At 69.5% G+C, this 20,255-nt stretch carries 17 protein-coding genes; 10 read left to right on the top strand and 7 right to left on the bottom strand.

All coding sequences use genetic code 11. From position 1 onward, the window contains the following. Window positions 1-133: 133 nt before the first annotated feature. The 3 genes from KO717_RS18440 (at window position 134) to KO717_RS18430 (ending at window position 3,241) form a co-directional block, all read left to right on the top strand. On the top strand, window positions 134-736 hold the full coding sequence (locus KO717_RS18440; protein ID WP_030008393.1) for a PadR family transcriptional regulator: 603 nt from the start codon (window positions 134-136) through the stop codon (window positions 734-736). Between the two features lie 49 nt (window positions 737-785). Continuing rightward, window positions 786-1,868, top strand: a complete 1,083-nt coding sequence (locus KO717_RS18435; protein WP_301369006.1) for an inositol-3-phosphate synthase — start codon at window positions 786-788, stop codon at window positions 1,866-1,868. A 104-nt stretch (window positions 1,869-1,972) separates the two neighbouring features. Next, on the top strand, window positions 1,973-3,241 hold the full coding sequence (locus KO717_RS18430; protein ID WP_301369004.1) for an MFS transporter: 1,269 nt from the start codon (window positions 1,973-1,975) through the stop codon (window positions 3,239-3,241). Between the two features lie 68 nt (window positions 3,242-3,309). On the opposite strand, the gene KO717_RS18425 is transcribed toward KO717_RS18430, so the two are convergent. Next, window positions 3,310-4,776: a CCA tRNA nucleotidyltransferase gene (locus KO717_RS18425; RefSeq protein ID WP_301369001.1), complete on the bottom strand. Its 1,467-nt coding sequence runs from the start codon at window positions 4,774-4,776 to the stop codon at window positions 3,310-3,312. Between the two features lie 186 nt (window positions 4,777-4,962). Between KO717_RS18425 and KO717_RS18420 the strand changes: the two genes are divergently transcribed. The 7 genes from KO717_RS18420 to trxA all read left to right on the top strand — a co-directional run bounded on the left by KO717_RS18420 (window position 4,963) and on the right by trxA (window position 14,521). Then, complete coding sequence (locus KO717_RS18420) at window positions 4,963-7,218, top strand: DUF6049 family protein (protein ID WP_301368999.1); 2,256 nt, start codon at window positions 4,963-4,965, stop codon at window positions 7,216-7,218. A 46-nt stretch (window positions 7,219-7,264) separates the two neighbouring features. Further along, window positions 7,265-9,439: a murein biosynthesis integral membrane protein MurJ gene (murJ, locus tag KO717_RS18415; protein WP_301368997.1), complete on the top strand. Its 2,175-nt coding sequence runs from the start codon at window positions 7,265-7,267 to the stop codon at window positions 9,437-9,439. A gap of 117 nt (window positions 9,440-9,556) precedes the next feature. Further along, complete coding sequence (locus KO717_RS18410) at window positions 9,557-11,290, top strand: protein kinase family protein (protein WP_301368996.1); 1,734 nt, start codon at window positions 9,557-9,559, stop codon at window positions 11,288-11,290. A gap of 106 nt (window positions 11,291-11,396) precedes the next feature. After that, window positions 11,397-12,092 carry an RNA polymerase sigma factor SigM gene (gene sigM, locus KO717_RS18405; protein WP_301368994.1) on the top strand — a complete coding sequence of 232 codons (696 nt, stop codon included), beginning with the start codon at window positions 11,397-11,399 and terminating at the stop codon, window positions 12,090-12,092. After that, window positions 12,089-13,033: a hypothetical protein gene (locus KO717_RS18400; RefSeq protein ID WP_301368992.1), complete on the top strand. Its 945-nt coding sequence runs from the start codon at window positions 12,089-12,091 to the stop codon at window positions 13,031-13,033. Before sigM ends, KO717_RS18400 begins: the two co-directional genes overlap by 4 nt. 128 nt (window positions 13,034-13,161) lie before the next feature. Continuing rightward, entirely contained in the window at window positions 13,162-14,121 is a 960-nt protein-coding gene (trxB, locus tag KO717_RS18395; protein ID WP_033214950.1) for a thioredoxin-disulfide reductase, read from the top strand. A gap of 61 nt (window positions 14,122-14,182) precedes the next feature. Beyond that, a complete protein-coding gene (trxA, locus tag KO717_RS18390) occupies window positions 14,183-14,521 on the top strand; it encodes a thioredoxin (protein WP_301368988.1) in 339 nt (112 codons plus the stop codon). Window positions 14,522-14,588: 67 nt separating this feature from the next. On the opposite strand, the gene KO717_RS18385 is transcribed toward trxA, so the two are convergent. The 6 genes from KO717_RS18385 to yidC all read right to left on the bottom strand — a co-directional run bounded on the left by KO717_RS18385 (window position 14,589) and on the right by yidC (window position 20,254). Then, window positions 14,589-15,206 carry a GNAT family N-acetyltransferase gene (locus KO717_RS18385; protein ID WP_150258246.1) on the bottom strand — a complete coding sequence of 206 codons (618 nt, stop codon included), beginning with the start codon at window positions 15,204-15,206 and terminating at the stop codon, window positions 14,589-14,591. A 102-nt stretch (window positions 15,207-15,308) separates the two neighbouring features. Next, on the bottom strand, window positions 15,309-16,409 hold the full coding sequence (locus KO717_RS18380) for a ParB/RepB/Spo0J family partition protein (RefSeq protein ID WP_301368984.1): 1,101 nt from the start codon (window positions 16,407-16,409) through the stop codon (window positions 15,309-15,311). Further along, complete coding sequence (locus KO717_RS18375; RefSeq protein WP_301368983.1) at window positions 16,406-17,494, bottom strand: ParA family protein; 1,089 nt, start codon at window positions 17,492-17,494, stop codon at window positions 16,406-16,408. Before KO717_RS18375 ends, KO717_RS18380 begins: the two co-directional genes overlap by 4 nt. Before the next feature lie 275 nt (window positions 17,495-17,769). Then, window positions 17,770-18,486 carry a 16S rRNA (guanine(527)-N(7))-methyltransferase RsmG gene (rsmG, locus tag KO717_RS18370; RefSeq protein ID WP_030008407.1) on the bottom strand — a complete coding sequence of 239 codons (717 nt, stop codon included), beginning with the start codon at window positions 18,484-18,486 and terminating at the stop codon, window positions 17,770-17,772. A gap of 136 nt (window positions 18,487-18,622) precedes the next feature. Next, on the bottom strand, window positions 18,623-19,135 hold the full coding sequence (locus KO717_RS18365) for a protein jag (protein ID WP_030008408.1): 513 nt from the start codon (window positions 19,133-19,135) through the stop codon (window positions 18,623-18,625). Window positions 19,136-19,150: 15 nt separating this feature from the next. Next, window positions 19,151-20,254 (bottom strand): membrane protein insertase YidC, encoded by a 1,104-nt coding sequence (yidC, locus tag KO717_RS18360; RefSeq protein ID WP_301368980.1) that lies wholly within the window; start codon window positions 20,252-20,254, stop codon window positions 19,151-19,153. Window position 20,255 lies beyond the last annotated feature (1 nt).

Below are 20,255 nucleotides of genomic sequence, written 5' to 3'. Positions count from 1 at the left end.
TGCGAATTGGTGATGTGACACCGGTCACCACGCCTCCCCTTGTCGATCAGAGCGGCCCGTTCTATCGTCTGGATGTATCGAGTCGATACATCAGCTCGGTATAAAGACTCAGGGGCGGAGGAGAGGCAGGCGGATGAGCAGACGCTCAGGCATCCTCGAGTTCGCCGTCCTCGGCCTGCTTCGCGAATCCCCCATGCACGGCTACGAGCTGCGCAAGCGGCTCAACACCTCGCTGGGGGTGTTCAGAGCCTTCAGCTACGGGACGCTCTACCCCTGCCTCAAGACGCTGGTCGCCAACGGCTGGTTGATCGAAGAGCCGGGGAACGCCCCGGAGGACGCTCTCGCCGCTTCACTCGCAGGGCGCCGAGCCAAGATCGTCTACCGGTTGACGGCCGCGGGTAAGGAGCACTTCGAGGAGCTGCTCTCCCACACGGGCCCCGACACCTGGGAGGACGAGTCCTTCGCCGCCCGCTTCGCCTTCTTCGGCCAGACCGAACGAGACGTCCGCATGCGGGTGCTGGAGGGCCGCCGCAGCCGGCTGGAGGAGCGTCTGGAGAAGATGCGCGCCTCGATCGCCCGGACGCGGGAGCGCCTCGACGACTACACGCTTGAGCTGCAGCGGCACGGCATGGAGTCCGTGGAGCGCGAAGTGCGCTGGCTGAACGAGCTCATCGAGAGTGAGCGGGCGGGACGGGATCGGAGACGATCCGGTCCGTCCGACGAAACTGAAAAATGAGGCCTGCATCTCGCAGACCTCGTCCGAGAACAAACAGGGAGCAACCGGAATGGGTTCGGTTCGCGTAGCCATCGTCGGCGTAGGCAACTGCGCCGCCTCGCTGGTGCAGGGCGTCGAGTACTACAAGGACGCCGACCCGGCGGCCAAGGTCCCCGGTCTGATGCACGTCCAGTTCGGCGACTACCACGTGCGTGACATCGAGTTCGTCGCCGCGTTCGACGTCGACGCGAAGAAGGTCGGCCTCGACCTTTCGGACGCCATCGGCGCCAGCGAGAACAACACCATCAAGATCTGCGACGTCCCGAACGCCGGTGTGACCGTTCAGCGCGGCCACACCTACGACGGCCTGGGCAAGTACTACCGCATGACGATCGAGGAGTCCGCCGAGACTCCGGTCGACGTGGTCCAGATCCTCAAGGACCGCGAGGTCGACGTTCTGATCTGCTACCTGCCGGTCGGTTCCGAGGACGCGGCGAAGTTCTACGCCCAGTGCGCCATCGACGCCAAGGTCGCCTTCGTCAACGCCCTCCCGGTCTTCATCGCCGGCACCAAGGAGTGGGCGGACAAGTTCACCGAGGCCGGTGTCCCGATCGTCGGCGACGACATCAAGTCGCAGGTCGGCGCCACCATCACGCACCGTGTGATGGCGAAGCTGTTCGAGGACCGCGGTGTCCGTCTTGAGCGCACCATGCAGCTCAACGTCGGCGGCAACATGGACTTCAAGAACATGCTGGAGCGCGACCGCCTCGAGTCGAAGAAGATCTCTAAGACGCAGGCCGTCACCTCGCAGATCCCCGACCGTGAGCTCGGCGAGAAGAACGTCCACATCGGTCCGTCCGACTACGTCGCGTGGCTCGACGACCGCAAGTGGGCCTACGTCCGCCTGGAGGGTCGCGCCTTCGGTGACGTCCCGCTGAACCTCGAGTACAAGCTCGAGGTGTGGGACTCCCCGAACTCGGCCGGTGTCATCATCGACGCCCTGCGCGCCGCGAAGATCGCCAAGGACCGCGGCATCGGAGGCCCGATCCTGTCGGCGTCCAGCTACTTCATGAAGTCCCCGCCGGTGCAGTACTTCGACGACGAGGCCCTGGCCAACGTCGAGAAGTTCATCAAGGGTGAGGTCGAGCGCTAACCGAACCCAAGGGTCTTCACGACACCTGGACTTCGGCAGTTCTTCCGCGGAGGGTCCCCGGGCAATGTGCCCGGGGACCCTCCGCGTATGTGACCCTTGCCCTCATGCCTGTCGTACGTGATCTGCGCGTACTCCTGCGCCTGAGGGATTTCCGCAACCTGCTCGCCGTCCGGCTGCTCTCCCAGGCCGCGGACGGCGTCTACCAGGTCGCACTCGCCACCTACGTCGTCTTCTCCCCGGAGAAGCAGACCTCCCCGGCGGCCATCGCCTCCGCCATGGCGGTACTGCTGCTGCCGTATTCGGCGATCGGCCCCTTCGCCGGGGTACTGCTCGACCGCTGGCGACGCCGCCAGGTCTTCCTCTACGGCAATCTCCTGCGGGCCTTCCTGGCCTGCGTCACCGGGATGCTGATCGTCGCACAGGTGCCCGACTGGCTGTTCTACGCCTCGGCCCTGTCGGTGACCGCCGTCAACCGCTTCGTGCTGTCCGGGCTCGCCGCCTCGCTGCCCCACGTCGTCGGACCCGATCAGCTGGTCACCGCGAACGCTCTCTCCCCCACTGCCGGAACCCTCGCGGCGGTGGCCGGCGGAGGGCTGGCCTTCCTCGTCCGGCTGCTGGCCTCCGACTCCAACGCCCTCGTCGTCCTCCTGGGCGCCGGGCTCTACCTGTGCGCGGCCCTCGTCTCCCTGCAACTGGCCATCGGCCTCCTCGGGCCGGACCACCCCGCCGGCCGGGCCCATCCCTCGGTCACCGAAGGGGTCGCCCTCACGGTCCGGGGGATGGCCGAGGGCCTGCGCCACCTCGCCTCCCGTCGCGAGGCGGCCCGGGCACTCACCGCGATGACCCTGATGCGGTTCTGCTACGGGGCCCTGTTCGTGATGCTGCTGATGCTCTGCCGCTATTCCTGGTCGGACAACGAGTCCGACGGGCTGGCGCTGCTGGGAATCGCCGTCGGCGTCTCCGGCGCCGGATTCTTCGCCGCCGCCGTGGTGACCCCCTGGATGGTGGGCCGGCTGGGCCCCCTCGGCTGGATCACCGCATGCTCCGCGGGTGCCGCCGTCCTGGTACCGGCCCTCGGCCTGTTCTTCGCCCCGGAACCGATGCTGGCCGCCGCGTTCGTACTCGGCCTCGCCACCCAGGGCGCCAAGATCGCCACCGACACCGAAGTGCAGTCCCGGGTGGACGACGACTACCGCGGCCGCGTCTTCTCCGTCTACGACGTGTTGTTCAACGTCGCGTTCGTCGGCGCGGCGGCGGTGGCCTCCCTGATGCTCCCCGCCGACGGGCGGTCCGTGATCCTGATCCTCATCGTGTCCGCGATCTACGCCGCGACCGCCGTGTTCCTGGCCCGCGGGGAGCGACGTTTCACGTGAAACATCAGCTCTGACGCACGCCGGGGGCCGATGTTTCACGTGAAACATCGGCCCCCGGCGTGCGCGCGTCAGGCCTGCGCGGCCCACCACTCCTTCAGCGCGACGACAGCGGCGTCACGGCCCATCGGACCGTTCTCCAGCCGGAGCTCCAGCAGGAAGGCGTAAGCCTTGCCGATCACCGGACCGGGGCCCACGTCGAGCACCTGCATGATCTCGTTGCCGTCCAGGTCGGGCCGGATCGCGTCCAGCTCCTCCTGCTCCTGAAGCTGCCCGATGCGCTCCTCCAGCCCGTCGTAGGTCCGGGAGAGCGCATTGGCCTTGCGCTTGTTGCGCGTGGTGCAGTCGGACCGGGTCAGCTTGTGCAGACGCTCCAGCAGCGGGCCGGCGTCGCGCACGTAGCGCCGGACCGCGGAGTCGGTCCACTCCCCGTCGCCGTAGCCGTGGAAGCGCAGGTGCAGCTCCACCAGCCGGGACACGTCCTTGATCATGTCGTTCGAGTACTTCAGAGCGGTGAGCCGCTTCTTGGTCATCTTCGCCCCCACCACCTCGTGGTGGTGGAAGGAGACCCGGCCGTCGCTCTCGAACCGGCGGGTCCGGGGCTTGCCGATGTCGTGCAGCAGGGCCGCGAGCCGCAGGACCAGGTCCGGGCCGTCCTCCTCCAGCGCGATCGCCTGCTCCAGCACGATCAGCGAGTGGTCGTAGACGTCCTTGTGCCGGTGGTGCTCATCACGTTCCAGCCGCAGCGCGGGCAGCTCGGGCAGCACCCGGTCGGCCAGCCCCGTGTCCACCAGCAGCCCCAGACCCTTACGCGGGTGGGCGGACAGGATGAGCTTGTTCAGCTCGCCCTGGACCCGCTCCGCGGAAACGATCTCGATCCGCTCGGACATCGCCTTCATGGCCGCGACGACCTCCGGGGCGACCTCGAAGTCCAGCTGCGCGGCGAAACGTGCCGCCCGCAGCATGCGCAGCGGGTCGTCGGAGAAGGATTCCTCCGGGGTTCCGGGCGTGCGCAGCACACCGGCGGCCAGGTCCTCCAGGCCGCCGTGCGGGTCGATGAACTCCTGCTCGGGCAGGGCCAGGGCCATGGCGTTGACCGTGAAGTCACGCCGCACCAGGTCGTCGTCGATCGAGTCGCCGTAGGAGACCTCGGGCTTGCGCGACGTACGGTCGTAGGCCTCCGAGCGGTACGTCGTCACCTCGATCTGGAAATTCCGTACGGCGTCCCCGACGCGGGCGCTCTTCTGCGCCCCGACGGTGCCGAAGGCGATACCGACGTCCCACACCGAGTCCGCCCACGGCCGGACGATCTTCAGAACGTCCTCGGGACGGGCATCGGTGGTGAAGTCGAGATCGTTGCCGAGACGCCCCAGCAGCGCGTCGCGGACGGACCCGCCGACCAGGGCGAGGCGGAAGCCCGCCTCCTGGAAACGGCGGCCGAGCTCGTCGGCGACAGGAGCGACCCGCAGCAGTTCACTGACCGCGCGGCGCTGCACCTGACTCAGGGCACTGGGGTTGTCTTCGTTGGCGTTCGGCACAACAGAAAAGGGTACGTGCCCGGCCCCCCGGGGACCGCCCCGTTTTGCCGCCACCCCGGTACACGGTGGCCGGGGCCCTGAGCCGATCATGTGGAGCAAGGCGCGGCACTCGCACACAGCGGGCCTCGTTACCATGCGTGGACGCACAAAAGACGACCACTGACACTTCGAGGGACGGGCTAGCGCGTGGCCGAGGCGGCAGACAACCAGGGGGCGTCCCCCGCTCCTGCCCGGCGCCGGTGGCTGCGGCGGGCGATCGTCCTGCTCGCCGGGACGCCCGTACTGGCCGCGCTGATCTACTCTCCCGCCCCGCGGGCCGAGGCCGCGCAGGCGGCGTCCGTGGACGTCCAGCTGACCTCCATGGCCCCCACGGCACCGGTCAAGGGCGACACGCTCACCATCCGGGGCACCGTGCTCAACACCGGTGGCGAGACGATCACCGACGCACATGTCGGTCTGCGGGTCGGGCCCGCGCTCGCGGACCGCACGTCCATCGACGAGGCGGCGGAGCGCACCGGCTTCCGGGCCGGCGCCGACCCGGGCGAGATCGACCCGGCCTACGCGGTGAAGATCGCCTCCCTGCCGTCCAAGATCAGCCAGGAATTCACGCTCACCATCCCGGTGAACAAGCTGGAGCTGGACAAGGACGGCGTCTACCAGCTCGGCGTCTCCCTGTCCGGCGTGACCGAGAGCCGGCCGTCCGAACAGGTCATGGGCATCAAGCGGACCTTCCTGCCCTGGCAGCCGGAGGCCGCTGCCAAGCGCTCCCAGCTCACCTACGCCTGGCCGCTGATCTCCACCACCCATGTGACGGCGGAAACCGGCTCCGACGAGCTCCAGACCCCCGTCTTCCTCGACGACTCCCTCGCCGATGAGCTCAGGCCGGGCGGGCGCCTGGAGCAGATGGTCACCCTCGGCAAGGACCTGCCGATCACCTGGGTCATCGACCCCGACCTGCTCTACACGGTCGACGCGATGACCAAGGGCTACCGGGTCCGCAGCCCGGGCGGCAAGCCCGTCCAGGGCAAGAGCAAGGCCGTCGCCGAGCAGTGGCTGAGCTCCCTGGAGGCGGCCGTCCAGGGCAAGAAGGTCGTCGCCCTGCCGTTCGCCGACCCCGACCTCGCCTCCCTCGCCCACCACGGCAAGGACGTCTCGGGCACCCTTGGCCAGCTGCGCCCGGCCACCGACAAGGCGAAGCAGGCCGTCGAGACGGTCCTGCACGTCCCCGCGTCCACGGACTTCTCCTGGCCCGTGGACGGCGCCATCGATCCCTCGATCGTCAACGTCGCCACCTCGGCCGGCGCCCACAACGTCCTCACCCGCAGCGACAGCCTCGTGGAGAGCGGCGCCCTCGGCTACACGCCCTCGGCCGCCCGGCCCATCGGTGCCGGCACCACGGCCGTCGTGGCCGACGCCGACCTGTCCACCGCCTTCGAGGGCGACATGCTGAACGCCGGGACCTCCACGCTCGCCGTGCAGCGGTTCCTCGCCCACAGCCTCGCCCTGAACCTGCAGAAGACCGACGAGCCGCGCAGCTTCGTCGTCGCCCCGCAGCGGACGCCCAGCGTCAGCCAGGTCCAGTCGATGGCCGAGGCCGTACGCGGCCTCCAGGCGGGCCGCTGGACCCAGCCCGCGGACCTCGAGGGCGCGGCCGCCGCCAAGCCCGATCCCGGAGCCACCACACAGGTGCCGGGCGCCGGCCAGTACCCCGAGGCCCTGCGCAAGCAGGAGCTGCCGGTGTCCGCCTTCGAGAAGATCCGCACCACCCAGAACACCCTCGACCGGTTCAAGGTGATCCTCGCCGCGCCCGACCGCGTGGAAATCCCCTTCGGCAACACCACCAACCGGGAGATGTCCACCTCGTGGCGCGGGCGTCCCGAGGAGGCCCGCCTCTACCGGGACCAGGTCCAGGACTACCTGATCGGTCTGACCGAGAAGGTCAAGGTCGTCCCCAAGTCCGACGCCACCCTGTCCGGACACAGCGCCACCATCCCGGTCAGCGTCCAGAACAGCCTGGTCCAGGATGTCCACGACCTCGTTCTGCGGGTGAAGTCCGCCAACCCGACCCGCTTGATGTTCAGCCAGGACGAGCAGCAGGTCACCGTCCAGGGCGACCACACCCAGACGGTCAAGTTCACCGCCAACGCCACCGCGAGCGGCCCCGTCGAAGTCACGGCGCAGCTGTTCACCAAGGACGGCGTCCCCTACGGCAAGGAACGCAAGTTCACCGTCGAGGCCACCGAGATCACGCCCACCGTGATGCTCGTCATCGCCGGCGGTGTGCTCCTCCTGGTCCTGGCAGGCATCAAGATGTACGCCAGCCGCAAGCGCGTCGCAGCACGCGCGGCCGCCGAGGAGAGCACGCAGCCGAGTGACGAGTCCCCGGACACCGGAGCGCAAAGCACCGAGGGGTCCGGCACGAGTGAGACAGTGGACCGTTGATTGACGCCGTGGCCGGTCGGCCTGGGGACGATGAGGTGGGGTTTCGATGAACGCGCCGTACGACGGTGACCGCGCGCAGGGCACTGGTGGGCCTGCGCCCTCCCAGGGCACTGCCCCGGGCACCCCGGTGCCCGGGCAGGTTCCCGCGCCTGCGCCCGCGCCGGAGCGTGACCCGTATGTCCAGGATGCCTACGACCACGACCCGTACCGGTCCCAGGACCTGTCGGCCCAGGATCCCGTCGCCGAGGTGCTCTACGACCGGGCCTCGCACCCGCCGCCGCCGCCCGGCACCTACCAGGAGCCCGGCCCGCTCTACGCCGCGCCGACCGCGCCCTCGTACTCCCCCGACCCGCGCGTCTGGGCCCAGACCCCGCCGCCGGAGCCGGACGGCCCCTCGCGCCACCTGCCGTACGGCGACCACGCGACCACCACCCAGTTCGTCGGCGTGGACTCCCTCGTCACCGGTGCCTCGGACGAGCAGCCCGAACCCGACGCCTTCGCGCACCTGTACCGCGACCAGGAGGCGGCGCCCCGCACGGCCGCCGAGGAGGCGCCCGTCGCCGCACCGGCGCCGAGCAAGCCCGCCGGACGGGCCTCGAGCCTGCTGAAGTCCAGCGCGCTGATGGCCGCGGGCACCATCGTCTCCCGCATCACCGGCTTCCTGCGGACCCTGGTCATCGCCGGTGCCATCGGTGTCGGCACCTTCAACGACACGTACCAGATCGCCAACACCCTGCCCACGATGATCTACGTGCTGGTCGGCGGCGGCGCCCTGAACGCCGTCTTCATCCCGCAGCTGGTCCGGGCCATGAAGAACGACAGCGACGGCGGGCAGGCGTACGCCAACCGGCTGCTCACCCTCGTCGTGGTGCTGTTGGCGGGCATCACCACCATCTGCGTCCTGGCCGCACCGGTGTTCATCACGATGATGTCGCCGAAGATCGCCTCCGACCCCCAGCAGATGGACGTGGCGGTCGCCTTCGCCCGCTACTGCCTGCCCACCATGTTCTTCATGGGCGTCCATGTGGTCCTGGGTCAGATCCTCAACGCCCGCGGCCGCTTCGGCGCGATGATGTGGACCCCGGTCCTCAACAACATCGTGGTCATCGCCACCTTCGGCGCCTTCATCTGGGCCTTCGGCGGCTTCACCACCTCCGGCGTCAACGCCACCACGGTCACCCCCGAGGGCGTGCGCCTGCTGGGCCTGGGCACCCTGCTCGGCCTGACCGTCCAGGCCCTCGCGATGCTGCCGTACCTGCGCGACGCGGGCTTCAAGCCGCGCCTGCGCTTCGACTGGCGGGGCCACGGCCTCGGCAAGGCCGCCCGCCTGGCCAAGTGGACGTTCTTCTTCGTCCTCGCCAACCAGGTCGGCCTCGTGGTCGTCACCCAGCTCGCCACCTGGGCCGGGTCCGTCGCCGAGAAGCAGGGCCACCCCGGTACCGGCATCACCGCCTACAACTACGCGCTGCTGCTGTGGCAGATGCCGCAGGCGATCATCACCGTCTCGGTCATGACGGCCGTCCTGCCCCGCATCTCCCGCTCCGCGCACGACGGGGACGCCGCCGCGGTCCGCGACGACATCTCCTACGGGCTGCGCACGTCGGCCGTGGCGATCGTGCCCTGCGCCTTCGCGTTCCTCGCCCTCGGTGTCCCGATGGCCACCCTGCTCTACGCCGGCTCGGGCTCGGGCGCCCAGAACATCGGCTACATCCTGATGGCGTTCGGCCTCGGACTGATCCCGTACTCCATCCAGTACGTGGTCCTGCGCGGCTTCTACGCCTACGAGGACACCCGCACGCCCTTCTACAACACCGTCATCGTGGCCACCGTCAATGCGGCGGTCTCCGCGCTCTCGTTCTTCGTGCTCCCCGCCCGGTGGGCGGTGGTCGGCATGGCCGCCGCCTACGGCCTCGGCTACGCCGTCGGCGTCGGCGTCGCCTGGCGCCGCCTGCGCACCCGGCTCGGTGGCGACCTCGACGGGGCGCACGTCATGCGCACCTACGCCCGTCTCACCGGCGCCTGCGTCCCGGCCGCCGCCGTGGCCGGCGCGGCCGCTTTCGGGGTCACCCAGTGGCTGGGCAGCGGAGTCACCGGCTCCGCCGCCGCCCTCCTCGCCGGCGGCATCGCCCTGGCCGCGGTGTTCCTCATCGCCGCCAAGCGGATGCGAATCGAAGAGCTCAACGCGATGGTCGGAATGGTCCGCGGACGTTTGGGGCGCTGATGCGCACAACCGTCGCCCCCTTTCGTGTGTCGTGCTTAGCGTCGGACTGTGGGCACAATTGGCATGGCTTCGCAGACTGGCCTACAGCGCGCAACGGATGGGGAGGCGGGAACGACGGTGGCGGAACGTAGCACGGCTGCCGTCGACGTGGCCGACAACAGCGGCAATGAGCCGCTGACCGCTCAGGCGGCACAGGCCACGTCCGACGGGGTGGACACCCAGAACGGACGAGCCGCGGACGGACCCATGCCCGACAAGGACGGCGAACGCACCAACGCGGCACCTGCGGCCGCACCCGAACTGCACAGCGGACACAAGCTCGCCAGACGCTATCGGCTGGAAGAGTGCGTCACCCGTGTGGACGGATTCAGCAGTTGGCGCGCGATGGACGAGAAGCTGCGCCGGGCCGTGGGTGTGCATCTGATGCCCGCCGACCACGCGCGCGCCCGCTCCGTCCTGGCCGCCGCCCGGTCCTCCGCCCTGCTCGGCGACCCGCGGTTCGTGCAGGTGCTGGACGCCGTGGAGGAGAACGACCTCGTCTACGTCGTCCACGAGTGGCTGCCCGACGCCACCGAGCTCACCGCCCTCCTCGCCGCCGGCCCCCTGGAAGCCCACGAGGCCTACCAGCTCGTCAGCCAGGTCTCCCAGGCGATGGCCGCCGCGCACCGTGAGGGGCTCGCCCATCTGCGGCTGACGCCCAGCGCGATACTGCGCACCTCCACGGGCCAGTACCGCATCCGTGGCCTCGCCGTGAACGCCGCCCTGCGCGGGATCACCAGCGAGACCCCGCAGCGGGCCGACACCGAGGCCATCGGCGCGCTCCTGTACGCCGCCCTCACCCAGCGCTGGCCGTACGAGAGCGACGCGTACGGCCTCACCGGCCTGCCCAAGGGCGTCGGCCTGATCGCCCCCGACCAGGTACGCGCCGGTGTCCACCGGGGCCTGGGCGAACTCGCCATGCGCGCGCTCGCCAACGACGGGGCCACCGCCTCGCGTCAGGAACCCGCCTGCACCACCCCGGACGAGCTGGCCAAGGCCGTGGCCGCGATGCCCCGCATCAGGCCCCCGGAGCCCGCCTTCACCGCCCCGCCCGAGTACCAGCACACCACCTACCAGCAGGGGATCTACGGCCGTCCCACGCCTCCCGGCGTGAACAGCGCGCAGAACCGGCCCGTCACGCCCCCGCCGCCCCCGCTGCAGAGCCGTACCGGCCGGGCGCTGAAGTGGGGCGTCGCCGCCCTGCTCATCGCCGCCCTCGGCCTGGGCAGCTGGCAGCTGGCCGACACCCTCCTGGACCACAACAGCCAGAAGGGCAACAGCGGCACCAGCAACAACCCCAAGACCGGCACTGACGACAACCCGAAGCAGCCCGAGCCCGGGAAGCAGCTGCAGATCACGGACGCGTCCGAGTTCTCCCCGCACGACGAGGCGACCAAGCCGAAGGACGTCGGCAAGACCGTGGACGGCAACCCGGACACCGCCTGGATCACGCCCCAGTACAAGGGCTGGCCCAAGTTCGGCAATCTGGACGAACGCAAGGACGGCAGCGGCATCATCGTCGACCTCGGAAGTCTCCAGAACGTGTCCGGGCTCGACATCGCCCTGCACGTGGCAGGCCAGGAGATCGAGGTCCGCGCTGCGCCTCAGGCGGCCTCCCACCCCACATCGCTGTCGGACTTCAGCCAATCGATCAGCAAGCCGGACCACGCCGGCAAGAAGCTCCAGGTCACGCTCCAGGATCCGGTGCTCACCCGCTACGTGCTGGTCCACGTCACCGAGCTGCCCTCTGACGGGGAAGGCGGCTTCCGGGGCGGAATCAGCGAGATCAAGGTGCTCGGCCCCTCGTCCTGACCACACCCGCCCGGTCCTGCGCGGCCGCTCGGTGGCCGGGCCGCGTGATTCTTTACGCGCCCCGGCCGACGCCCCTAGGCTCCATCCGGGGAGGAAGCAGGGTGTGATGCGAGAAGGAACCACGGAGGGCAGCAGCGACCAGGAACTCCTGGCGCTGCACACCGCGGGGGATCCCGACGCGTTCGGTGAGCTCGTGCGGCGCCACCGCGACCGGCTGTGGGCCGTGGCGCTGCGGACCCTCGGCGATCGGGAGGAGGCCGCGGACGCCGTACAGGACGCCCTGGTCTCCGCCTACCGGGCGGCCCACACCTTCCGCGGGGAATCCGCCGTCACCACCTGGCTGCACCGCATCACCGTCAACGCCTGCCTGGACCGCGCCCGCAAGGCCGCCTCCCGCCGGACCGCGCCCCTCGACGACACGGACCGCCTGGAGCGCCTCCTGGAGCCCCACGAGTCCGCGGAGGCCCCTGCGGAGCGCCAGGACCTCCATCGCCAGCTCCTGGCCGCTCTGAGCACCCTCCCGGCCGATCAGCGCGCCGCGCTGGTCCTCGTCGACATGCAGGGGTACCCCGTAGCCGAGGCCGCCCGGATCCTCGACGTCCCCACCGGCACCGTGAAGAGCCGGTGCGCACGCGGCCGGGCGAAACTCGTGCCGCTCCTCACTCATCTGCGCACGAATGCCGGGGATAACACCGCCACCGAGCGGGGAAGGAACCGGACGCCGGGCCCGCCCGTCCCACCAGCGGGAGAACCCAGGCATCCAGACCCAGACACTGTGAAGGGCGGAGGTGGACGACCGTGACCCCGCCCACTGGCAGGTCCGGCACGACCGGCACGATCCGGCACCCGGACGTCTCGGAGATCTCCGACCTGACCGAAGGTCTTCTCTCCCCGTCCCGAACCGCCGAAATCCGCCGCCATCTCGGCGACTGCGCCCTGTGCGCCGATGTCCGCGCCTCCCTGGAGGAGATCCGCTCCCTCCTCGGCACCCTTCCAGGCCCGGCCCGGATGCCCGCCGACATCGCCGGACGCATCGACGCGGCCCTCGCCGCGGAGGCCCTTCTCGACGCCACCCAGCCGCAGGCCCCCGCCGTACCGGCCGACCGGCCCCGCACGCCGGACCGCGATGTTTCACGTGGAACGCCCCCGGCTACCGCTGGGAGCTACCCCCGGCCCGCCGGTCACCCGGCCGGCCCAACCGGCCCCGGGCGACGCCGCGCGCGCCGCCGGATCGCCGTCCTCGCCGGTCTGACCGGAGCCGCCGCCTGCGCCCTGGGCATCTTCCTGTTCGGCGACTTCTCGGACGCGCCCACCCACGGGACCGCCGCGTCCGACTCCGCGGCGCGGCCGTCCGCCGCCGCTGCCGCGGGCGAGGGCGAGGGCGAGGGCAACTACACCGCTCAAGGACTCCAGGACAGCGTCAGGCAGCTCATCGCCGGTGGCCAGGGCGCCAAGAAGGTTCCCGAGGAACAGAACAACACCCTCGGACTGGAGAACACCGCCCCCGGTGACAAGCGGGCAGCGCCTTCCGTCCCCACCTGTGTCCAGGGGGCCACCGGCCGGCCCGACACCCCGCTCGCCACCGAACGCGGCAGCTACCAGGGCACCCCCGTCTACCTCCTCGTCCTGCCGCACCCGGCCGACTCGGCCCGCGTGGACGCCTACCTCGTCGACACCGCGTGCGAGCGGACCGGTTCGGCAGACCCCGGAAAGGTCCTTCTGAAGAGCACCTATCCGCGGTAGCCGAGGCGTTCGGGGCTGTTGTGGAACGGGTGGGGAATGCATGCGCCGTAGGATCCGTTGGGTGGGGTGAGAGTCCGCACCGGCCCCCGGTAGGCAGTACGCAGTCCGCAGAGACGAGGAAGAAACCCGTGAGCGACGTCCGAAACGTGATCATCATCGGCTCCGGGCCGGCCGGTTACACCGCCGCCCTGTACACCGCACGCGCTTCGCTCAAGCCGCTGGTCTTCGAAGGTGCCGTCACCGCGGGTGGCGCCCTGATGAACACCACCGAGGTGGAGAACTTCCCGGGCTTCCAGGACGGCATCATGGGCCCCGACCTCATGGACAACATGCGTGCTCAGGCCGAGCGCTTCGGCGCCGAGCTGATCTCGGACGACGTCGTGGCCGTGGACCTCAGCGGTGAGATCAAGACCGTCACCGACACCGCCGGCACCGTGCACCGCGCCAAGGCCGTCATCGTCACCACCGGTTCCCAGCACCGCAAGCTCGGCCTGCCCAACGAGGACGCCCTCTCCGGCCGCGGTGTCTCCTGGTGCGCCACCTGCGACGGGTTCTTCTTCAAGGACCACGACATCGCCGTCGTCGGCGGCGGCGACACCGCGATCGAGGAGGCCACCTTCCTCTCGCGCTTCGCCAAGTCCGTCACGATCGTCCACCGCCGTGACAGCCTGCGCGCCTCGAAGGCCATGCAGGACCGCGCCTTCGCCGACCCGAAGATCAAGTTCGCCTGGGACAGCGAGGTCGCCGAGATCCACGGTGACCAGAAGCTCTCCGGCCTCACCCTGCGCAACACCAAGACCGGTGAGACCTCCGAGCTGCCCGTGACCGGCCTCTTCATCGCCGTCGGCCACGACCCGCGCACCGAGCTCTTCAAGGGCCAGCTCGACCTCGACGAGGAGGGCTACCTCAAGGTCGAGGCCCCCTCCACCCGGACCAGCGCCACCGGCGTGTTCGGCGCCGGCGACGTCGTGGACCACACCTACCGTCAGGCCATCACCGCCGCGGGCACCGGCTGCTCCGCAGCCCTCGACGCCGAGCGCTTCCTCGCCGCGCTCGCGGACGCCGAGAAGGTCCACGCAGCGGTCTGACCGTCCTGACCCCCCGCACCTCCCCATCCCACACCCCGCAGGAAAGAAGAAGGAGGCCGCTGTGGCCGGCACCCTCAAGAACGTGACCGACGCTGACTTCGACGAGCAGGTCCTCAGGAGCGACAAGCCCGTACTGGTGGACTTCTGGGCCGCCTGGTGCGGTCCGTGCCGCCAGATCGCGCCGTCCCTCGAGGCGATCGCCGCCGAGCACCCCGAGATCGAGATCGTCAAGCTCAACATCGACGAGAACCCGGCCACGGCCGCCAAGTACGGCGTCATGTCCATCCCGACGCTGAACGTCTACCAGGGCGGCGAGGTCGCCAAGACCATCGTCGGCGCCAAGCCGAAGGCCGCCATCCTGCGCGACCTCTCCGAGTTCGTCGAGGTCAAGACCGCCTGACGCGCGCGATGTTTCACGTGAAACGGGGCCGCCCCTCCCTGGGGCGGCCCCGTTCCGCGTCTCGCGCTCACAGCGGCCGCAGCGCCGGCTCCTTGCGCGCCGCGCCCAGCAGCCGGTCCAGCGCCAGCTCCACATCTTCCTTCCAGGACAGCGTGGACCGCAGCTCCAGCCGCAACCGCGGATGCACCGGATGCGGCCGTACCGTCTTGAAGCCCACCGCCAGGAGATGGTCCGCGGGCAGCAGACACGCCGGGCCCTCCCAGTGCGCGTCCCCGAACGCCTCGATCGCCCGGAACCCCCGCCGCAGGAGGTCCTTGGCCACCGTCTGGACCATGACACGCCCCAGTCCCTGCCCCTGGTACCCCGGCATGATCCACGCGGTGATCAGCTGAACGGCATCGGGCGAGACCGGGCTGGTCGGAAAGGCAGTGGCCCGCGGCACGTACGCAGGCGGCGCGTAAAGGACGAAGCCCACCGGGATCTCGTCCACATAGACCACTCGGCCGCAGGATCCCCACTCCAGCAGGACGGCGGAGATCCACGCCTCTTTCTCCTGCGCCGGAGTACCCGCCTTCACCGCGGCCTCACCACTGACCGGGTCCAGCTCCCAGAACACACAGGACCGGCAACGACGGGGCAGGTCCTGGAGGTTGTCCAGCGTGAGCGGTACCAGCCGACGACCCATGACCGCATCGTATCCACTGGTCGATCGTTCTTCGACAGCAAAGCGAAGGGGCGGATCGCGTCGGTGTACACCGTCGCGATCCGCCCCTCGGCGACCCGGGGATCACTCCCCGGCAAGACCCTGATCCAGCACCCGGCCCTCGCCCGGCGCCAGCGTCCCCAGAATCCGCTCCAGATCCTCCATCGAGGCGAACTCGACGGTGATCTTGCCCTTCTTCTGGCCCAGGTCCACCTTCACCCGCGTCTCGAACCGGTCCGACAGCCGCGTCGCCAGCTCGCTGAGCGCCGGAGCCACACGGGCACCCGCACGCGGACCCTTCGGCTTCACCGCACTCGACGGCTCCGAAGCCATCAGCGTCACGATCTCCTCGACCGCACGCACCGACAGACCCTCGGCCACGATCCGGTGCGCCAGCTTGTCCTGCTGCTCGGAGTCCTCCACCGACAGCAGCGCACGCGCGTGCCCGGCCGACAGCACACCCGCGGCCACCCGGCGCTGCACCGGAGGGGAGAGCTTGAGCAGCCGCAGCGTGTTCGACACCTGAGGACGCGAACGTCCGATCCGGTCGGCCAGCTGGTCGTGGGTGCAGTTGAAGTCCTTGAGCAGCTGGTCGTAGGCCGCGGCCTCTTCCAGCGGGTTCAGCTGAGCCCGGTGCAGGTTCTCCAGCAGCGCGTCCAGCAGCAGCTTCTCGTCGTCCGTCGCCCGGATGATCGCCGGAATGGCCTCCAGCCCGGCCTCGCGGCAGGCACGCCAGCGCCGCTCACCCATGATCAGCTCATAGCGGCCGGGGGCCGCCTGCCGCACCACCACCGGCTGGAGCAGGCCCACCTCCTGGATGGAGGTCACCAGCTCGGCGAGCGCGTCCTCGTCGAACACCTCGCGCGGCTGGCGCGGGTTCGGCGTGATCGCGTCCATCGAGAGCTCGGCGAACGTCGCGCCCGCCACCACATTGCTCTCAGCCGCGGGCTGGAGCTGGGGCTCCGGATCGGCCTCCGGGACGACCGCGAGCGATGTTTCACGTGAAACATCGGCCTGTACGAGCGCAGCGAGCTTCGCCGCCGCGACACCCCGCTCCGAAGCCAGCGTCGGCACCGCCGACGGGGACGTCGAACCGGAGCTGATCACCGGCGGCGTCTTCTCCTGCGGAGCTGCGGGAATCAGTGCACCGAGCCCCCGTCCCAGACCTCTACGTCGCTCACTCACTGGATCCCCTCCGCCACACTCTGCGTGCTGTTCGTGCCCGGGCCCAGATGGGCGTGCCGAGCGTCGTACTGAATGCCGACCCCCCGATACGCGATCTCTCGCGCTGCCTCCAGGTAGGAGAGGGAACCACTGGAACCCGGGTCGTACGTGAGCACCGTCTGCCCATAGCTCGGCGCCTCGGAAATGCGCACCGACCGGGGGATACTCGTCCGCAGCACCTCCTTGCCGAAGTGGCTGCGCACCTCCTCCGCCACCTGCGAGGCCAGCCGCGTCCTGCCGTCGTACATCGTCAGCAGGATGGTGGACACATGGAGCGTCGGGTTGAGGTGGGCCCGCACCAGATCGACATTGCGCAACAGCTGGCCCAGGCCCTCCAGTGCGTAGTACTCGCACTGGATCGGGATCAGCACCTCCGCGCCGGCCACCAGTGCGTTCACCGTCAGCAGGCCGAGCGAGGGAGGACAGTCGATCAGGATGTAGTCGAGGGGCTGGTCGTACGCCTGGATCGCCCGCTGGAGGCGGCTCTCCCGCGCCACGAGCGACACCAGCTCGATCTCCGCACCCGCCAGGTCGATCGTCGCCGGGGCACAGAAGAGCCCCTCCACGTCCACCACCGGCTGGACGACCTCCAGCAGCGGCCGGCTGTCCACGAGCACGTCGTAGATGGACGGCACGTCGGCGTGGTGGTCGATACCCAGGGCCGTGGACGCGTTGCCCTGCGGGTCGAGGTCGACCACCAGGACCCGTGCACCGTGCAGCGCGAGTGAGGCCGCCAGGTTCACGGTCGTCGTGGTCTTGCCCACGCCGCCCTTCTGGTTGGCGACCACGATGACCCGGGTCTGATTCGGCCGGGGCAGCCTCTCACCGGCGCGCCCCAGCGCCTCGACCGCCTGCTGGGCGGCTCGGCCGATGGGGGTGTCGTTGTCTACAAGAGGCGGAGGCAATGTTTCACGTGAAACATCCTCACCCGCCGGTTCAGAGCGGGGCCCGGGGACCGGATCGGCCATGGGCCCCGCGAGGTTGGCGTCGGACCGCACGGTGTCACTCTCCTCGACATCAGGCTCGCGATGAACAGAGCCTCCCATGTCACCCGGGTCGCGAACCAGCGGGGCCCGTTCTCCTGTGGATGAATCCACCGATGTGGACAACTCTGTCCCCCTTGCGTCCTTGCGCTGGCGGGGGACGCAGCCGCACGACCGCGACTGATGATTCCGTGCAGCAGAGAGCGACGTTTCACGTGAAACACGATGCCCGGACGGAGTCTTCCGGCCGCTACGACACTCCGAAATCCATACCTATAGGGCCCAACACGGATGAAATCTCCCGTGTGGGCCCCGGCCGTCAGCGAATCAGCGAAGAATCACCGGCGTCGGCGGGTGCGTCCCACCCGGGCCGCCTTGGCCCGCTTGGCCGCGAACCTCACCCCTCCAGGGCTCTCTCCGACCTCGACCCGCACCACCGTCGACAGAGGGTCCACCAGCCCCTCACCCACGTGCAGCACCGAGGTCTTCACCACACCCAGCTTCGCCAGCGCCGTCTTCGCCGACACCAGCTCCTCGTCCGCGGTGTCACCCTTCAGCGCCAGCATCTCGCCGTACGGCCGCAGCAGGGGCACACCCCAGCCGGCCAGCCGGTCCAGCGGAGCCACCGCCCGCGCCGTCACCACGTGCACCGGCTGCAGCTTGCCCAGGACCTCCTCGGCCCGCCCCCGCACCACCGTGACGTGGTCCAGGCCCAGCAGCTCCACGGCCTCCTGGAGGAAGGTCGTACGCCGCAGCAGCGGTTCGAGCAGCGTGATCTTGAGATCCCGTCGCACCAGAGCGAGCGGGATACCGGGCAGACCCGCGCCCGAGCCCACGTCGCACACGGTGACGCCCTGGGGCACCACCTCCGACAGCACAGCGCAGTTCAGCAGGTGCCGCTCCCACAGGCGCGGCACCTCACGCGGCCCGATCAGGCCCCGCTTGACTCCTGCGTCCGCCAGCAGCTCCGCGTACCGCACAGCTTCCGGGAAAAACTCACCGAACACCGCGCGCGCCTCTTCAGGCGCCGGGGGAAGCTCAGCTGCCTCCGTCACGGGGACCGTCCTTCCGTACCGCATGGTTCTGAAAAACCACGTCTTCAAGATGAGGCGTCGTTCACCTGTCAGGCCAGGCTGACAAACATCGGCCCCGCCTGCGACACAGACGGGGCCGAACAACTCGCGCAGACGATCAGGCAGGGAGCACAACGACGAAGCGCTGCGGCTCCTCGCCCTCGGACTCGCTGCGCAGACCGGCGGCCGCCACGGCGTCGTGGACGACCTTCCGCTCGAACGGGGTCATCGGAGCCAGCTTCAGCGGCTCGCCGGACGCCTTCACGTCCGCCGCGGCCTGGGCGCCCAGCGCCGCCAGCTCCTCGCGCTTCTTCGCACGGAACCCGGCGATGTCCAGCATCAGCCGGCTGCGGTCCCCGGTCTCCCGGTGCACGGCGAGGCGGGTCAGCTCCTGCAGAGCCTCCAGAACCTCACCGTCGCGGCCCACGAGCTTCTGCAGATCACGGCTGGCCGAGTCACTGACGATCGACACCGCGGCCCGGTCGGCCTCGACATCCATGTCGATGTCGCCGTCCAGGTCGGCGATGTCCAGCAGACCCTCGAGGTAGTCGGCCGCGATCTCACCCTCCTGCTCGAGGCGGGTCAGGGTGTCGCCACTCTCAGCGGCGGCGGTGGTGGTGCCTTCCGTCACGGGAGGGACTCCTTCTTACTTCTTGGGAGCGGGCTTGCTGGGGGTCTGACGCTGCGACTTCGACTGGCGCTTCGGCTGCTGCCGCTTCGCGGCACCGCCGCTCGCCGCATCCGAGTCTGCCGTGGCCTCGACACTCTTGATCACGGAGCCGTCGGGCTGCGCGGCCATGCCCTGCTTGGTGAGGGCGGCGATGAACTTGCGCTCGTTGTCGTTGCGGTCCGGCCCCTTGGCGACGATCGCCGCGACGACCCGCTTCCGGCCCCGGCCCTTGAGCTCACCGTGCGTGCTGATCTGCTTCAGCAGGCGGGTCAGGTACTGGTCCTGCGCCTTGCTGCCCGGCGTCGGGTTCTGGCTGATCACGTACATCTGCTGACCCATGGTCCACACGTTCGTGGTCAGCCAGTAGACGAGAACACCGACGGGGAAGTTGATGCCCATGACCGCGAAGATCACCGGGAAGATGTACATCAGCATCTTCTGCTGCTGCATGAACGGCGTCTTGACCGAGAGGTCGACGTTCTTCTGCATCAGCTGACGCTGGGTGTAGAACTGCGACAGCGACATCATGATGATCATGACGGCGGTCACGATCCGGACGTCCGTCAGGGTCGCGCCGAGGGCGGCGACCTTCTCGGGGCTGTCCATGAACTTCGCGGCGATCGGCGCACCGAAGATCTTGGCCGCACGGGCGCTGTCGACCAGCTGCTGGTCCATCGCACCGACCGGCTTGCCATCGGCGATGTTCGACAGCGTGTGGTACAGCGCGAAGAAGAACGGGGACTGCGCCAGGATGGGCAGGCACGAGGAGAGCGGGTTGGTACCCGTCTCCTTGTACAGCTTCATCATCTCTTCGGACTGACGCTGCTTGTCGTTCTTGTAGCGCTCCTGGATCGCCTTCATCTTCGGCTGGAGCGCCTGCATACCCCGCGTCGCCTTGATCTGCTTCACGAAGAGCGGGATCAGGCAGATACGGATCAAGATCACTAGGGACACGATGGACAGGCCCCAGGCCAACCCACTCGACTCACCGAAGATCGCCCCGTACAGCGAGTGGAACTGGACGATGATCCACGAGACGGGGTAAGTGATAAAGCTGAACAGACTGGCAATCGTGTCCACT

It is taken from the genome of Streptomyces xanthophaeus, from assembly GCF_030440515.1.
Lineage (GTDB): Bacteria > Actinomycetota > Actinomycetes > Streptomycetales > Streptomycetaceae > Streptomyces > Streptomyces kutzneri.
This window is presented reverse-complemented; position numbering and strand designations above follow the sequence as displayed.

Bases quoted from the DNA above. Each gene is read 5' to 3' on its own strand.
- KO717_RS18435 (WP_301369006.1), top strand. From the start codon at position 786: ATGGGTTCGGTTCGCGTAGCCATCGTCGGCGTAGGCAACTGCGCCGCC.
- murJ (WP_301368997.1), top strand. From the start codon at position 7,265: ATGAACGCGCCGTACGACGGTGACCGCGCGCAGGGCACTGGTGGGCCT.
- KO717_RS18440 (WP_030008393.1), top strand. From the start codon at position 134: ATGAGCAGACGCTCAGGCATCCTCGAGTTCGCCGTCCTCGGCCTGCTT.
- KO717_RS18385 (WP_150258246.1), bottom strand. From the start codon at position 15,206: ATGGGTCGTCGGCTGGTACCGCTCACGCTGGACAACCTCCAGGACCTG.
- KO717_RS18430 (WP_301369004.1), top strand. From the start codon at position 1,973: ATGCCTGTCGTACGTGATCTGCGCGTACTCCTGCGCCTGAGGGATTTC.
- KO717_RS18375 (WP_301368983.1), bottom strand. From the start codon at position 17,494: ATGGGAGGCTCTGTTCATCGCGAGCCTGATGTCGAGGAGAGTGACACC.
- sigM (WP_301368994.1), top strand. From the start codon at position 11,397: ATGCGAGAAGGAACCACGGAGGGCAGCAGCGACCAGGAACTCCTGGCG.